Source organism: Thermobifida cellulosilytica TB100, from assembly GCF_001517975.1.
GTDB classification, from domain to species: Bacteria; Actinomycetota; Actinomycetes; order Streptosporangiales; family Streptosporangiaceae; genus Thermobifida; species Thermobifida cellulosilytica.
The window spans coordinates 268,541-283,343 of the sequence record NZ_KQ950181.1; the positions used below are offsets into that span (position 1 = coordinate 268,541).

General features: G+C 71.4%; 12 protein-coding genes and 1 pseudogene. 5 read left to right on the plus strand and 8 right to left on the minus strand.

The window, feature by feature from the left end; genetic code table 11:
* Positions 1 to 86: 86 nt before the first annotated feature.
* The 5 genes and pseudogenes from AC529_RS07470 to AC529_RS07490 form a co-directional block, all read left to right on the plus strand.
* A pseudogene (locus AC529_RS07470) lies at positions 87 to 299 on the plus strand (PPOX class F420-dependent oxidoreductase); the annotation flags it as partial.
* 248 nt (positions 300 to 547) lie between these two features.
* The gene (locus AC529_RS07475; protein WP_198156338.1) at positions 548 to 1,021 is read left to right on the plus strand and encodes a hypothetical protein; all 474 of its coding nucleotides are present in this window, start codon (positions 548 to 550) and stop codon (positions 1,019 to 1,021) included.
* 556 nt (positions 1,022 to 1,577) lie between these two features.
* Positions 1,578 to 1,871 (plus strand): ArsR/SmtB family transcription factor, encoded by a 294-nt coding sequence (locus tag AC529_RS07480; RefSeq protein ID WP_068755012.1) that lies wholly within the window; start codon positions 1,578 to 1,580, stop codon positions 1,869 to 1,871.
* Entirely contained in the window at positions 1,868 to 2,254 is a 387-nt protein-coding gene (locus AC529_RS07485; RefSeq protein ID WP_068755014.1) for a VOC family protein, read from the plus strand. Before AC529_RS07480 ends, AC529_RS07485 begins: the two co-directional genes overlap by 4 nt.
* Before the next feature lie 2,019 nt (positions 2,255 to 4,273).
* A complete protein-coding gene (locus AC529_RS07490; RefSeq protein WP_068755016.1) occupies positions 4,274 to 4,888 on the plus strand; it encodes a DUF6928 family protein in 615 nt (204 codons plus the stop codon).
* A 173-nt stretch (positions 4,889 to 5,061) separates the two neighbouring features.
* Here AC529_RS07490 and cmr1 read toward each other — a convergent pair whose 3' ends face one another.
* The 8 genes from cmr1 to AC529_RS07535 form a co-directional block, all read right to left on the minus strand.
* The gene (gene cmr1 / locus AC529_RS07495; RefSeq protein ID WP_068755018.1) at positions 5,062 to 6,354 is read right to left on the minus strand and encodes a type III-B CRISPR module RAMP protein Cmr1; all 1,293 of its coding nucleotides are present in this window, start codon (positions 6,352 to 6,354) and stop codon (positions 5,062 to 5,064) included.
* Positions 6,355 to 6,362: 8 nt separating this feature from the next.
* A complete protein-coding gene (locus AC529_RS07500; RefSeq protein WP_157080104.1) occupies positions 6,363 to 7,841 on the minus strand; it encodes a hypothetical protein in 1,479 nt (492 codons plus the stop codon).
* Positions 7,842 to 7,931: 90 nt separating this feature from the next.
* The gene (locus tag AC529_RS07510) at positions 7,932 to 8,894 is read right to left on the minus strand and encodes a hypothetical protein (RefSeq protein ID WP_068755024.1); all 963 of its coding nucleotides are present in this window, start codon (positions 8,892 to 8,894) and stop codon (positions 7,932 to 7,934) included.
* Positions 8,891 to 9,865 (minus strand): type III-B CRISPR module RAMP protein Cmr6, encoded by a 975-nt coding sequence (gene cmr6, locus AC529_RS07515; RefSeq protein WP_068755026.1) that lies wholly within the window; start codon positions 9,863 to 9,865, stop codon positions 8,891 to 8,893. The genes AC529_RS07510 and cmr6 overlap by 4 nt, the downstream gene beginning before the upstream one ends.
* Positions 9,862 to 10,332 (minus strand): type III-B CRISPR module-associated protein Cmr5, encoded by a 471-nt coding sequence (locus AC529_RS07520; protein ID WP_068755028.1) that lies wholly within the window; start codon positions 10,330 to 10,332, stop codon positions 9,862 to 9,864. Before AC529_RS07520 ends, cmr6 begins: the two co-directional genes overlap by 4 nt.
* Positions 10,325 to 11,224: a type III-B CRISPR module RAMP protein Cmr4 gene (gene cmr4 / locus AC529_RS07525; protein WP_068755030.1), complete on the minus strand. Its 900-nt coding sequence runs from the start codon at positions 11,222 to 11,224 to the stop codon at positions 10,325 to 10,327. Before cmr4 ends, AC529_RS07520 begins: the two co-directional genes overlap by 8 nt.
* Positions 11,221 to 12,375 (minus strand): type III-B CRISPR module-associated Cmr3 family protein, encoded by a 1,155-nt coding sequence (locus tag AC529_RS07530; protein ID WP_068755032.1) that lies wholly within the window; start codon positions 12,373 to 12,375, stop codon positions 11,221 to 11,223. The genes cmr4 and AC529_RS07530 overlap by 4 nt, the downstream gene beginning before the upstream one ends.
* Positions 12,372 to 14,123 (minus strand): Cas10/Cmr2 second palm domain-containing protein, encoded by a 1,752-nt coding sequence (locus AC529_RS07535; RefSeq protein ID WP_068755034.1) that lies wholly within the window; start codon positions 14,121 to 14,123, stop codon positions 12,372 to 12,374. Before AC529_RS07535 ends, AC529_RS07530 begins: the two co-directional genes overlap by 4 nt.
* Positions 14,124 to 14,803 lie beyond the last annotated feature (680 nt).

The window sequence follows — 14,803 nt, forward strand, 5'->3', positions numbered from 1 at the left end:
GCTGATCCGGCCGCGGCGGGGGGCGCCACGCGCGCCCCGCCCCCAAAGGCTCCCCCCGCCCCGAACCCCGGTCCGCCCCCGGACGGGGCGGGGCGTGGGCCACCGCCGAGGGAACCGCGACCCTCATCGGACCGGGGAGCGACCCCTACGGGGCCGAGGTCGAGGCCCTCGTGGACTACTACCGCGCGGCCGCCGGGGAGCACCCGGACTGGGAGGAGTACCGGCAGGCCATGGTCGACGAACGCAGGGTGCTCGTGGTGATGCCGGTCGAGCACGTCTACGGGGCCAGGATCCGCTGACAGCACCGCCACAGCGCGGCCTGCCCGCTGCGCCGGACCCGGCTGGGGCGCGGTCCCGTCCGAGAGCGGTCTGCGGACCCTCCGTCCGCGTCGGCGGAGGAGACCCGGCGGGAATGGGACGCCGGGTGCGGCCATCGGGTGGCACGGCGGGGCCGGGGCGGCTAGCGTGAGGGCTCCGCCTGCTTCCGGCCCAGGCCGGACAGGGCCACCGGGACACATCCGACTCGGACACGAAGGAGGTCGGGGAGATGGACGGCGCCGAACTGGCCGCCGCCGGGGCCGCGGCCCTGGTCCAGGCCATGACCACGGCGGCCTGGGAGACGGTGCGGGAACGGGCCGCCGCCCTGTTCGGCCGCGGCCGTCCGGCCGCCGAGGCCGAGCTGGACCAGACCCGCGAGGAGCTCGTCGAGAGGGAGAGCACGGCCGAGGAGGCCGTGGCCGAGTGGCGCCCCAAACTGCGCCGCCTGCTCAAACACCACCCCGACGCCGCAGCGGAGCTGCGCGCGCTCCTCGACGACCTCGCCCCCGCCCGGGAGGGGAAGGTGGTCAACACGATCATCGGCGAGGTGACCGGAACCGCGATCCAGGCCCACACCATCCACGGCGGGATCACGACCACCACCTACCAGGGCGACCACATCGACCAGCGCCACGCCCGGGCCGGACGCGACGTGATCGGCGTGCAGTACGACCAGCACCGCGGGCCGCGCGAGGAGGACTGAGACGGCCCGGCGCTCCGCCGGGCCGGGCGGCGGGACGCGCTGCTGGCGGAGCTGCGGCAGCCGGAGGTCACCAGGAGGTGCGTTCCGGTCGCCTGATGGCCGGAAACATCTGATGGCCTGCTGTGGACCGTGCGGTCCCGCCAGCGGAAGCGAGCAGCGGGGCGCGGTGCTTCGGGGGAGAGCAGCAGGCGGCGAGGGAGGCGGGGAACCCGCGGTACTTCTCAGGGCGGCCCGGTCGGGGAGCCGCCGGGCGGGCCGTCGGCTGAATCCGCCGGGCCAGATCCGTCCGACCTCCGACCACACCCGGAGGCGGCGGCCCGGCCGTGCCAGGGCTGCTGCGCTCCGCGGAGGAGCCGACCGCGGGCAGCAGCCCGTCGGCGCACGGGGGCGTCGGAGACCCCGGACCGGCGCGGCCCGCCGTCCCGAGGAGCAGACAGTTCTCCCGGCCCGCAGGCGGGCCTGCCCCGGGGCCGCCCCGGCAACGGATCGGAGGAGCCGAGTGGAAGGGCAGCTCCCAGCCTCGAGGGGCAAGTGAACCCTTGCCTGTGGTGGGGGTGTGGCCGACGAGATCTTCAAGGCCCTGGCCGATCCCACCCGCCGCGTCATCCTCGACGAACTCGTCGAGCGGCCGGGGCAGACCCTGGTCGAGATCTGCGCGCGGCTGAGCATGAAGCACCGCATCGGCAGCTCCCGTCAGGCGATCTCCCAGCACCTGGCCGTACCGGAGGAGGCGGGGCTGGTCAGGAGCCGACGGGAGGGGTGCTACAAGTTCCACGACCCGGACACCGCACCGCTGGAGCACGTCGTCGAGCGGTGGATCAGACCCCGCCGGAAGAGGGCAGACCCATGAGGACTCACCTGACCGGCGTCTTCGTCGACGACCAGGACAAGGCCCTGCGTTTCTACACCGAGGTGCTGGGCTTCGTGAAGAAGACCGAGGTGTCGCTGGGCGAGCACCGGTGGCTGACGGTGGTCTCACCGCAGGACCCCGACGGCACCGAACTGCTGCTGGAGCCCGCGAGCCACCCCGCGGTGGGGCCGTACCGGGAGGCACTGGTCGGGGACGGCATCCCGGCCGCCGCCTTCGCCGTGGACGACGTGCACGCGGAGTTCGAGCGACTGCGCGGGCTCGGCGTGCGCTTCACCCAGGAGCCCCTGGAGATGGGCGAGGTCACCACCGCGGTCCTGGACGACACCTGCGGCAACCTGATCCAGCTCGTGCAGTACGCGTGAGCGCCCCGTCGCGGCGGCCGCGGAACGAGCGGGGCGCGGCAGGCAGGCCGCGGCCGAGAACGACGGGAACCGTGTTCCCGCCCTCTGGGGAAGGCTTTCCGGCGAACCGCATCCGCATGGTCCAGAAATGCGGTGGAGCGGTCTCCAACGGCGGGTTCACGGTGAATTTCCGGCGCGGTCCGTCCTGGAGAGAGTTCTGACGGCCGCGGCTGCTTTTCGCCCGAAGGAGTCCAGGGACGGACGAGGAATTCTCCGGGAGCACTTATGCCCGGACGGAAGAGGAGAAGGGGGGATTCCTCGTCCGTCCTCGGAAGCGACCTGCCCCCGGTGTTCCTGACCGGGGAACGCCTACTCCTCCGCTACGGCGAGGAAAGACCGGAATGGGGCGACGCGGTGGCTCCAGGGTGGAGCAGCGGGATTTTCGGACGACCTTCTCCGCCTGTGCCGTCTGCTTTGACGGGGTTTTCTCCGCTCCCTCCTGTCCCGGTCGCTGCTTTCCTGACGACCGGCCAGGAGCCCGACCGGTCCGGTGCAACGGAGACCGCTTTCACCGGAGCGGCGGTCGCGCGGGTGCCGGGACCCGACGAGGAGGAGTGCCGCTGCGGGGACGAACGAGGCCCGGTCCGCGGCGGACGGAACTCCGCGGTCCTGGACGCTTTCCAGGGCCACGGCTGTCGGAACCGCGCAGGAGGGAAACCGGAAGCTGCGGCCTCCCGGCGCAGCAGAGGAGTCGGCAGGGGGACGGCGGTGGTCGCACGACTCGGAGCGGGGAGCGGCCGGGGCGGCCGGGCACGTGCGACCGACTGCCCCGGCCTACAGCCACGACGGGAGACGATGGCCGCGGAGGACCGCGGACACCAGGCCGCCGCACCCCCTCCCGGCGGGACACGCCTCCCGGGCCCGGTCGGCAGAGGCCTGGCCCGCCTGTCGACTTGCCCGTCTTCACCGGTGGACCTTGAGCGGTGCCGGCTTGCGAAGAGCCGAACCCTCCTCCGGCCCGCGTCTTCGACGGCGGCATCGAGAGGCCACCGGTGGAAAGAAAATCCGGTCGGTGCCGAGAACGGGTGCACTGCCGGGCGGTCTGCCGCCAGGAGAATGAGGTTCTGGAATTTCCGTCATCTCGCAGCCATGGCGGATGTCGGCTCCGGCCGCGAGCTCTCCCCGGCACGCGGTGGACGATCCGGACCGAACGGAAAGTTGTGGTCACCGACAGTCGTGAACGGTCCGTCCGTAAGACGGGGGCGGCGAGTCCCTTTTCTCTTTTCCGTCGAAAGAGAATGACATCCCCTCGGCAGAACGCCCAGGGCGGCGGAGAAAAACCGATTGCTCCCCGGAGCGGGACACCGGTTATCGGCCGTGCGACAGTGACAAAGTACCTGCCTTTTCCGGTACCTTTTCCGTTGCGGATCACCGCCGGGCCGCCACGTGCGGACGGTGAGGCCCGGCGGTGTGCAGGATCCCCTGTGGCGGTCGATCAGACGGAGAAAGAGCAGGCAGAGCGTGTGCGGGGAAGTGGGGCCGATCCGTCCGGGAGTCCCAGAGGCGAGCGGCGTTCCTCGCCTGCGGCCTGCCCGTCCTCCGAACAGGAAATCCGCCGTTTCCGGAGCCGGACCGTTGCGGGCGAACGCGCTGCCGGTCCGGGCCGCCGGGAGCGGGAGCCGGCGCCCCAGTGCCGTCGGTCTGCCGCACGAGGACCCGGGGCCGTCGGGGAACGGGGACTGTCGCCCGACGGCGTCGCACCGCCGCCTCGCCCCGGTCGACTCGCAGCCGCGCGCGGTGGCACTCTCCCGCACGCCGCTGTCACGGGCGGGGGCCCCGTCGCCCGATGGCCTCGGGGAGACAGCGGACGACGGGGCCGCCAGGGGAGCACTGCCGACCGTCTCGCGTTGGGAGACGGCCTGGTCCGGTAGGGCCGCTGGGAAGCCGACGAGACGGGGGCGGCCATGGAACGGACGGTCGGGGCTTCCTGCGTCCAGCCGTTGAGGGGACTGAGGAACATGCTGGTGAAGAAGGTGTGGTGTGGGGTCGAAAGCCGCAATCGTAGCCTTTGTCGCAGGAGAGCCGAGAGAAGCGTTTCGCAGGGCTTCTGACATCGACCCCGAGAGTTCGAGGAGACTGGCGGAGAAGATCCTCGGCGGCCAGGCCCAGCCGTCCGGTGCTCTCCCGCTCGACAGGGCTGTCTGGCCCGAGGACGGGGTGGTGTGCGCGGCGAGCTTTCCCGGGGTCGAGGTCGTCTGCTGCCGCTGGCTGGCGCAGGACCGCCCCAGCGATCTGACCGGGCAGATCTCGCGCCTGGCGGAGGGGAGGAACGCCTACGGCGTGTTCATGCACAGCATCACGGACTACGCGGGGTTCGCCGTCTGGGCGAAGGGGAGCGTCGTCAGATCGTTGAGCATGAGCTCGGAGATCGGGATCCTCGAGGACCTGGGAAGCCAGTTCGCCTTCGAGGAGCCCTTCTGGAGAGGCGAGTACTCCGTCCCCGGTGACGAGTGCTGTGTGCTCCCGTTCCACCCGATCGATCTGGCCAACGAGGCGCTGCGGGAGTTCTTCGGGTTCGTCCTCGAAGGAGACTGGGACGACTCCTGTTTCGACCCCGAAGAGGTGAACGTTCCCGTGTTCCGGGCCTGGGGCTGAGAAGAAGTCGTTCTCGACAGAACGGGCCGGGGCTGCGAAGGCGGCGGCGCAGGAGGAGGCAGCGCCGGTGCTCCGGCCCCGGTCCGCCTCACGCCCGGCGGCGCGCCTGCGCTGCCCGGCGCGACCGGAGCAGGACGCCGAGACGCGGCAGAGCCCCTCCCCGGTACTCCCGCTCAGGTTCCGCTCCACGCCCCCGTCCGGGCCTCCTCCCACGGAAGACGGTAGGGGGCCGGATCGGTCCGCATCCGCCGCACCCAGTCGCCGGTGCGCTGCACGACGTCGTCGTCGGTGACGGCGACGCTCCGGCCGCCGAGCCCGTTCAGCTTCACCTCGGTCCCCTCCGGCAGGAAGGTGTTGTGGAAGGCGAAGGAGAACAGCCGCCACCCCTCGTCGCCTCTCACAGGGCGCAGCCACAGCGGCGAGGCGCGGCGCTCGCCCACGGTCACCCTGTCCTTGGAGTAGACCACGGGAAGGCCGAGCGCGCCCAGGGGGAAGCGGTCGGAGCCGCCCCGCAGCACGGCGTCCCGTTCGGGGGTCTTGACCTTGGGCCGGTAGTTGGTCCTCGACGCGCTGTTGTCGCTCGTCGCCCGCGACAGCCGGTACTGCCGCCCGACGTGGGCGAGCAGCTCGTTCCAGTGGTCGGCGGAGTAGGCGCTGAGCCCGGCACAGGTGCGGGTCGAGCTGAACACCGGGTAGGTCGGCGTCTCGTCCTCGCGCCAGGGGCGCGCCGCATCGGCGACGCCCAGGTGGGTGAGCAGGGTGTCGACGTGGGGCAGGCAGGCCTCCAGGGGGCCGATGGGCTGTAGGCGTTGCAGGCTGTCCAAAGCCCGGTAGTGGTCGAGGCCGGGGGAACGGAGCAGCTCCGGGTCCGTCCAGGGGGCGGGCAGGACGTGGCCGTGGGGCTCGACCTTGATGATGCTCAGCCCGCCGAAGCCGCGCCGGACGCGCGCGCCCACCCCGCCGTAGGCGCAGACCATCCACAGGGAGGCCAGGGTCAGGGCGACAACGGATTCGTCGGGATGGGGCGACTGCTCGTCGCCTGACCGCTCGGACCTGTCCCCGTCGGTGTTCGGCAGCGCGAGCTCGAGGGCGAACTGTGAGTTCTCGGGGGGCACGTAGGGGCGGAGAATCCGGTACCCGCCTCCGGTGAAGGAGCCGAGCCCTTGGCCCATGAGGTAGCCGATCCCGGGCTCCTCCTGCTTGTCGAGGAACGAGGGGTGGGGGTTCCTCCGTACGGTGGGCAGTCCGGTCAGCCGCATCCGGACCGGAGCGGGGTCCTCGGTGCTGCCGAAGACCGTGTTCTCGAGGCGGCGCAGGACGCGGATGTCGGGGCCGACCCGGCTCCCGGCCAGCGCGCGGAACCAGTAGCGCATGGCTCCGCGCAGCGAGCTGACCCGCAGGGGGACGTCGTCGTCCCCGTTGAACAGCGGGGTGGTGACACGTAGACGCAGGGTGATCCAGGGCATGGTGCTCCTTAGTGCTTGCCGCGCCAGTGGGTGTGCGCCAGGGGAGCGGTGATGGGGCGCTCGTCCCACAGGATCTGGGAGAAGACGCCGATGGCCAGGCACAACGCGGCGGCCGTGACCAGGGCCGCGACGGGTGCGTTGTCCGAGGCGGTCCACAGGCTGGCGATGGTGGTGTTCGAGGTCTTCTCGCCGAAGACCGGCGCGATGACCGTCAGGCCGAGAAGGGCGACCAGGAACGCGTGCAGGGCGCCGACGGCGGTGACCGCGGCCGCGCGGCCGAACGCACGCCATCGGCCCACGTCGTGGTTGCGGGCCTCGATGACCAGGTAGCCGTAGGACACTCCGAGGAGCAGGAGCGGCGCCAGCTCCATGGGGCCGATCTGCCAGTCGAACCGGATGCGCTGCCACCAGTCGGGGAAGGCGATCAGGGGGACCATGCCGAGCGTGGCGGCGGCCGGCAGCCTCAGCAGCCACAGGGCCGCCCACGCCCGTCCGAAGACCGCCGTTCCGAAGCCGATGGAGGCGTAGCAAAGCGCGGCCGGTATCGCCGCGAACTGGTAGGAGCCGAAGAACAGCGCCGCGACCACGGCGCCGAGGACGCACCCGCAGGCCAGGACGGACACCGAGTAGACGTAACAGCGACGGGCCGTGGTGCGGGCGGTGAGGGGCGCCGCCTCCAGGAACCGGAACCGGGGGAGCAGATGGTTCTGGAGGACTTCCCAGGCCACGTCCTCGTCCTCGCCGTCGGGCCGAGCGTCCTTGTCCAGGGATAGGGGGGACAGGACGAGCGGACCGGTGCAGTAGCCGCGGGCGGTGCAGAGTTCGCGGAGCTCGTCCTCGATCCTGCGGAACTCGGCCTGGGCCAGCAGCGGGTGCGACTGGTAGGCGCTGAGGTAGGCGTACCAGTCGCGACGTGCGGCGCGGGCCCGGTCCGCCAGGAGCTGGCGGGTGTTCGTGCCGAAGACGTGCTTCGTGGGATCGCCGGTTCCCCGGGAGACACTCGCGCGGCCGGGGACCCACGGGCTGGTGAAGTCTGTTCGGTAGCGCATCGGCTCCGCAAGGACGAGGAAGCGGTTGCGCGCGGCGAGCGGGCGCAACCGAGCCAGCTCACCGTAGGCGTCAGCGGCGGAGTCGACGCAGCGCCACACGGCTTCCACGGTCACGCAGGCCCGCACCCAGTGGACTCGGAGGGCTGCCTCGTCAGAGGCCGGGGACGTGTGACCGGTGCCGCTGCCGAGGGACCTGGTCAGGATCTCGTGCGGGCACAGGACGAGGAAGCGGAGCTGGCGGCGCACCCGCTCGTCACGGGCGGCGAGGTGCTTGCTGAAGCGTTCGATCGCCTCTTCGACCGAGTCGGCCTCGGGCAGCGGACCGGGGGATACGGGAACGGACGCCCAGAGGCGTTCCAGATGCGGGGTGAGTTCTTTCCAGATCCGATCGAGGGTGGACGGCCCGGTTGGGGACAGTCGTCGCGCGTTGGAAAGCACACCGCCGCACAGCCGTTCGTGGAGCGCATGGAGCGCTTCCGGGAGTAGCGTCGATGGCGCAGTGTCGGTGGTCACGACCGGTCTCCTGGATCAGGGGATGAGGTGGAGCAGTCCTTCGCCGAACGGGGTCAACCGCCATTCCTTGTTGCGGCGTTCGTAGGCGTATCCGTCCAGCAGTTGGTGCCCGGACACCTGGTGCAGGCGGCGTCCCAGGCCGTGCGGCGGCTGGTCGTCCCAGTCCACGGACTCCAACTCGTCCTGCAGAACCTCGTAGGGGAGGATGCGCAGCGGCAGGGGGATCAGGTGGCTCAGGTCGTCCTCGTGCAGGACGTAGGCGGTTACTGACGCCACCTTGTCCTTGTCCTTGAGACCGCGCATGCCCTCGGCCAGCCCGATGAGGTAGGGGATCGTGGCCTTGTAACCGCCGGAGAGGTGGAAGACGTAGTCCTTTCCAGGGCCCACGATGTCGTCGACGAGGGCGTGGCCGAGCAGTCCCAGGTTCCGCATGGCCCGGAACATGGCGTCAGGGTCGCCGACGGCGAGGCCGGTGATCGGTGCGATGATGACTTTCCCCTCAGGATGGGAGACCGGGTCCTGCGGGGTGGGGAGCCAGAGGACGCGGGTGGGGTCGCCCGAGGTCAGTGCCAGGGCGTTCCACAGCGCCGAGCGCAGTCCCGCGACGGTGTCGGTGGTCAGGAGGACGACGGTGTCCTTGCTTCCGGCATCCAGCCGGGCTTTGCGCGGCAGGTCCGTGGAACGGCGATCGCTGTACCTGGCCAGGGCGGCGAGTTCGGCGCTGGCCCGGCTCAGCCACAGGTCCGGGCGGACCTCGTTGATCTCCGTGAGGAGCCTGTCGGCCTCGGAGGTGTTCGGGACGAGCTGGCGGGCGATCTCCTTGCGATGGCGGTCCAGGTCGCCCCTTGAGGGGATCAGGGTCTCGGCCCTGTCGAGGAGGGCGTAGAACACGTCCTCGTGGTCGCCGTCCAGGAACTGCTTCGGATCGGCGAGGCTGTCACGCAGGGTGAGGCCGACGGAGACGAGGTGAACGGTCATGGTTGCTCCCAGTCGTCAGTGGAAGTGGCGGTGAGGTAGCCGTAGCCCGCGGTGGTGCGCGCGCCGATCCCGTTCTCGCGGCAGGCGTGGGCGAGCCATTCGGCGGCCTCCCGGACCAGTCCGGGGTCGTCGCCGACGAGGTCGGCGACGAAGGCGCCGCTCAACGACAGGAACGGCAGCGGGATCGGCTGGTGGTGCTCTCCGGGGGCGCCCGGTTCCGCACCGCTTTCGGTGTGGTAGGCGTGCTGGTGCGGGGTGATCACGTCGCTGTGGACGCGCAGTCGGCGGCGGGGCTCGCAGCCGGCCCGGGGAAGCGCGTCGAGGAAGCGCACGCGGCCCCGGCCGCCCCTGCTGTCCTCCTCGTCCTCCGGGACGGCCGCGCTGCCGAAGACCTCCGTGTAGCGTTCGGCGGGCACCTGCTGCTGGCGCGCCCAGGCCGCCGCCGCCCCCTTGAGGGTGGAGCCGGGAATGACCGGCCAGCCGTAGGTGCCGTGCAGGCTGACGCCGAACTCGTGGTCGCCGGTCTGCTCGCCCAGGCCGACGACCAGCCGCCAGTCGGCGGTCAGCTCCAGGCGGTGCACGTGGCGTCCGCGCGCGCTCAGCACGCGCAGGGCGTGGGCACGGCGACGGGCGACCTCGGCCGCCCAGGTGTCGTGGTGGCCGAGAGCGTGGCGAGCGGCCCAGTCGAGCACGGGCTTCTTGGCGCGCGCGTCGGAGCTGCCGTGGAGAACGGCCAGGCGGCGCAGGACGACCAGGGAGTTGGCGGTGCCGTCCAGCACGGAGCGCCCTTCGTAGTGGAGGACGCCGTGCTCGCGGGGCGCTCCGCCCGAGCGGTCCTCCCGCACGCTGCCGCTCAGGACCCGCCCCACCGGTCCGGCGTAGCGGACGGACAGGACCTCCGACTCCTCGGGGGAGGAAGCACCGTTGCGGGGCCCGGGACGGGGTCCCCGCCGGTTCCGGGGAGGGGTCACGGCGTCTCCTCCCGCTGCCCGTCGGCGGGCCGGCCGGAGGCCTGCTGCTCGGCACGGTCGGCGGCGGCTGCCAGCCTGCCGTAGCGGGCGTCCGCGATACGGCTGAGCCACCCGGCGAGCAGGTCGACCTCGGCGCTGACCCTGCTGTAGGTGACGAGGTCGGCCTCGGAGAGCGCGACGAGGAAGTCGCGGGCGGTGGGCCGGTCGCCCAGTTCCAGCAGGTGTCGGCTGCGGACGTGCTGGACGATCGCCTCGCACAGTCGCTTGTAGGCGCGTTCGAGGTGGTCGCCGTCGCCGCTCCTGCTCTCCGCGAACGCGAACGCCGCGGCCAGCCCCGACGAGCGCAGCCGCATCGGGAACTGGCGCATCCGGGTGTGGAGGCGCTTGGCAAGCTGGGGGTCGGGCACCACGGGGCCGATGACCTTTTCGGCCTGGCGAACCATTTCCTGGTCCACACGCTCAGCCACGGCGGCCTCCTTCGACGAGCCGGGTCCAGACCAGGCCCTTGCCGAGGCTTTCGTCACCGCCCACCTGGAGCAGGGAGTGGTCCAGCAGCTCCCGGAGCCGCTGGACCGCGTTCTTGTCCTCACCACGCAGGGTCAGCACCGCGGCGAGGATCGTTTCGGCGGGCAGGTACTCGCTGGTGAACGGCCCGTTGGCCACCTGTTTGCGCTTGGAGTGAAGCTGTACCCGCACCGCGTACTCGGTGCATTCGCGCAGCAGCACGGACATCGGCTCGGAACCGACCACCAGAAGGTCCTCGGTGAGCTTGGAAGCGAACGGGCTCAGGTGGTCGGCGTAGCCCACGGCGTCGGCGGCCAGCAGCTTCGCCCAGTCGGTGACGGGATCGGGAGCGTCGCTGCCACCGCCGGGGCGGCGGAGACGTACCAGGCAGGGACCGAGGACCTCCTCCTTGGAAGCTTGGCCCCACACGCCCCGGCCGCAGGAGCCTTCGCTGTCGCCGGGGTTGGGGATGGCGGGCACGCCGCCACGTCCGATGACCGCGTATTTGCGGGCCAGGCGGCTCAGCGCCAGCCGGGAGGTGACCCAGGCGAAGGAACGGCGCAGGGTGGGGACCGGAAACGCCACGAGCTGGGCGTCGCCCACCGTGAGGCTGCCCGGGCGGCCTTCGTCCTCGTCGCTCGCCTCGGAGCCGAACACCTGGTTCAGGTGCTCATCGTTCCACTTGGCGTCGCGCGCGGCCTGCCGCAGGGCTCCCTTGAGGCTCTGGCCCCAGATGAGCGGGTAGTTGGTGCTGCTCTCCCGCTGGATGGGGAGGTCGAGAACGCCGTCGCTACCCGCGGCGCCGGGATGCAGCGGCGACTCGGCGTACAGGTACAGCAGCAAAGAGGTCGTCATGTCCAGACTCCTGTCAGTACGACACCGAATCCGGCGGTGTCCAGCGGGGGAGTGTCGGTGGGGGGACGCCACGGCTCGCCTGCGGACGGGGACGTCCAGTCGGCGGAGGGAGCCAGGGCCCGGCCGTGCCAGGAGGCCGCGGTGGCGGCGGCGGTCTCCTCGGGCAGGCGGAGCAGGTACACCGAGCCGGGAGGCACCGCCCAGCGCAGGGTGCGGGTGCGGTGGAACCCCCGCTTGGGCGAGGCGGTGGCCACCGGGAGCGGATCGCCCACGGCCGCGGCGACCAGGGTCGCCTCCGGGGGCAGCGGCGGACGCCAGCCGTCGGGCCACAGTGCGGGGGTGGCCACGTACAGCAGCACCCGGCCGCCGGGAAAGCGGTCGGGGCGCCGGGGCCAGGCCACGGAGCCCGCCGGGAGCTCGGTGACCTCGGCGAGCCGGGAGATGCCGCCCAGCGCCACCGTGCTGCGCACCGGTTTCGGCCGTTCGGGGTGGGGGGCCACCTCGGCCAGGAAGGCCCACCCCTCCCGCGGACGCAGGTGGGTGGCGTGGTACAGGTACCCGGGGCGCACGCGCCGGTCCTGGAGGGCGATCCCGATCCGGTGCTCGGGGACCAGCGGCTCCCCGTCGGCCAGCCCCAGACGGGACAACGGTGCGGCGTGGTCCCGGAACAGCGTGCCGTTCAGGTAGGACTCCAGGCTCCTGCCCCGCATCCATCCCTGTACCGGCTCCACCTTGGCCGCTGTCTGCTGCGACAGTTCCAGCAGGCGCTCGGGGGCGCCTTCGGCTTCGGCGAGGTCGGTGCCGTGCACGGTGGACCCCACGGCGATCCGGTGTGCTTTTCTGTCGCTTTCTTTCTTCTTTGCGTTGGCCGTCACGTCCGCGACGACGTCCGCGGGCACCGGGAAGTAGGGGCGCCACACCCCGTCGGCGTCCTGCTTGCCCAGTACGGGACCGCGCACCGCGGTCAGGTCGCCGCCGTAGGCGCTGGCCAGCGCCCCGGCGATGGTGCTGGGCCGGGGCGCGACCGATTCGGCCAGGGCCGTGGCGCTGTCCCGGGAGCTGAACTGTCGGCCGTCCCGTACGTGGACGGTGTCGTGGGGTTCGATCACCACCCACGTGGTGGTCTCGCTGGCGGTGCGGTTGGTGCTCATCGACACTCCTGGCGCAGGAACACCGCGACTCGGGCCGCCGCGATCAGGGGCTGTTCGGGATTGGCCGACGAGGAGCTGTCGGGCAGCCCCAGGACCCGGAGCTGGTCCGTGGCCTGCAGGGCGAACTCCTTCTGCTGTTCGGCGGTGGGAGCGGACGTGTGCCGGTGGACGAGCCGCCGCAGCTCGGCGACAAGGGTGTCCGGTCTGAGGCGGCCCAGGGCAGGGCCGTCGCGTTCCAGGTCCCGCAGCAGCCCCGGGGACAGTTGCGCCTCCTGGGGGCCCGAGCGGGCGAAGACGGCCAGACAGTCGGTCACCAGCCTGTCGGGGGCGGAGCGGTCGGGGGTCCACTTCCGCACGTACGTCTCCTGGGTGCCGGAGCGGCGCAGGTAGCCCACGGCCAGGGCGTGTTTTTCAGGCATGCTCTTGGCGGCGGCCAGCGCCTTGCGGGCCTCTGCCAGGGCCAGGCGCAGCGGGTACTTGCGGTGGAAGAAGAGCAGCGCGGTACTGGCGGTGGGCAGGCTGGAGGACACCTCGACGACCGCCTGCTTGCAGGCGCGGGCTCCCTCGAGGGCCGTGGCCGCGGGCAGGAACGCCAGCAGGTCGTCGCCGCCCGCGTAGGCCGTGGCGCCCAGGAGCTCGGGGCTGTGCAACAGGGCGGTCTGCTTCTCGGCCACCTCCCTCAACTGGTCGGAGATCTCGGCGTGCCCTTTGCGCGACAACACGTCCGGGTCGGAGAGGTGGCGGCCCATGTTGTCCAGGTCCTGGGTGAGGATTGCCAGGTAGGAGGCGGGAGGCGCCACTTTGTGGTTCTCCAGCATGGCTTTTTGGAGCCTGGTGGCTGCGATCAGGCCGACCCCCACTGCGATGCGGAAAAGATCGAACTCTTCCCCGGAGGCCGGCTTTCCGAACTGGCGGGCCAGCGACTCCGCCGACCACGAGTCGGGGTAGACCCACTGGCCGCCGTGCCGCCACAGCCACTTGGCCGTGTCGTCCTGGGGTTCGGCCATGCCCCGCAGCGGCCAGCCGGGGAGTCCTATCTCCGCCGTCTTCACCGCCTCGCGCAGGTCCTTCACGTGCTTGGCCACGGCCGCGTCGTCGTTCATCTTCTCCAGCACCGCGGCCCGGAACGGGGCCGAGGCGATGGCGTAGGTCGAGGCGATCCCTTCGCGGCGGCGGCCGTGCTCGCGTTTCACCCAGTTGGCGGCGCTCAGCATGTCGCGTTCGAAGGGGCGCAGGTCCTTGCTCGGCAGCCCGGTGGCCGGCCAGCGGGGACTCAGCAGGCAGAGGCCGGTCGACCGCGCCTCCAGCGCGGTGAAGTTGCGGACCTGCTTGCGGGCCGCCAGGCGGCGCTGGGCCTCCTTCCACTGCTCCGGATAGCCGCCCGCCCGGGGCGGGGCCACCACCCACACCACGGAGGGCATGCCGGGCGTGTCCTCCTCACGCCCGAGGAACTCCCGCAGCCACTCCTTCCAGTGCGCGTGTACCCGCTCGACCGCTCTCTTCGCCAGCTCGGCGCCCTGCCCCGCGGGAGCCAGCGCCACCACCCGGTTGGGCATCCCCACCTTCTCCCTGGCCGAGGCGGGGAAGACCAGTTCGGCGGCGGACTCCTCGAACACGGACACCGCCTGCGCGGTCAACTCGACGATGATCTGGCTGCCCGAACGCAGGTCCGAGGTGCTTCTGGACTCCTCGATGAACCGCTGCACTCCCGACAGCGCGACCACCACCAGGTCCTGATGGTCATCCACGTGACCTCCTTCTGACGTCTCGCTTCCACAGGGCGCAGGGCCGGTGCTCACCCGCCCCGGCCCAGTCGTTCTCTCTCGGACAGGAGCCCGCACGGGAGCGGCGGTGCGGGAACGGGCTTCCCGGGAGTGGTCCGGTTGCCGGGTGTGCTCCGCGCACGGGGAGCACACCGGAGCCTGGGCCGGGGCAACGACATTAGCGGCAGAAGCCGACGTATGTTGCGAAAACGCCGTCAATTCATCAATTTTGGTGATGAAGTGCTCTATGTGAGATTGGCGTAAACCGTGTTTGTGTAGGTCCACAATTCGGGAAGGCGGGGAAGAACGGTGCCTCAGCCGTATCGGACGGGAGCGCGGTGCATCGCGGTACGGGTCTTCGGACACGGCTCTTGCGGCGGTAATGAGCGTGGCCGTGGCGGGACTCGGGCTCGGTGTCCGGGCAGGCGCATCCAGCGCTGGTCAGAGCCGCAGCATCCGTGTGCCCTGTCAGGTGGGGAGCCGACCATCCGGGAGGAGCGGCACCAGGCTGACTCGCTGAAAGCCCGCGTCCGAATGTGACCTTCATTGCAGGTGCCGACTTCTCGACCGTCTCATTGACCGATAGCGGCATTCGTACCGGACCCATATCCCGATCCGGCTGCCCGTGCTGGCCGGTCTTTCCCAATCCTTTCCCAGAAACGGAC

Coding starts and splice junctions, on each gene's coding strand:
- AC529_RS07485 (WP_068755014.1), top strand. CDS start 1,868: ATGAGGACTCACCTGACCGGCGTCTTCGTCGACGACCAGGACAAGGCC.
- cmr1 (WP_068755018.1), bottom strand. CDS start 6,354: ATGCCCTGGATCACCCTGCGTCTACGTGTCACCACCCCGCTGTTCAAC.
- AC529_RS07530 (WP_068755032.1), bottom strand. CDS start 12,375: ATGAGCACCAACCGCACCGCCAGCGAGACCACCACGTGGGTGGTGATC.
- AC529_RS07475 (WP_198156338.1), top strand. CDS start 548: ATGGACGGCGCCGAACTGGCCGCCGCCGGGGCCGCGGCCCTGGTCCAG.
- cmr4 (WP_068755030.1), bottom strand. CDS start 11,224: ATGACGACCTCTTTGCTGCTGTACCTGTACGCCGAGTCGCCGCTGCAT.
- AC529_RS07510 (WP_068755024.1), bottom strand. CDS start 8,894: ATGACCGTTCACCTCGTCTCCGTCGGCCTCACCCTGCGTGACAGCCTC.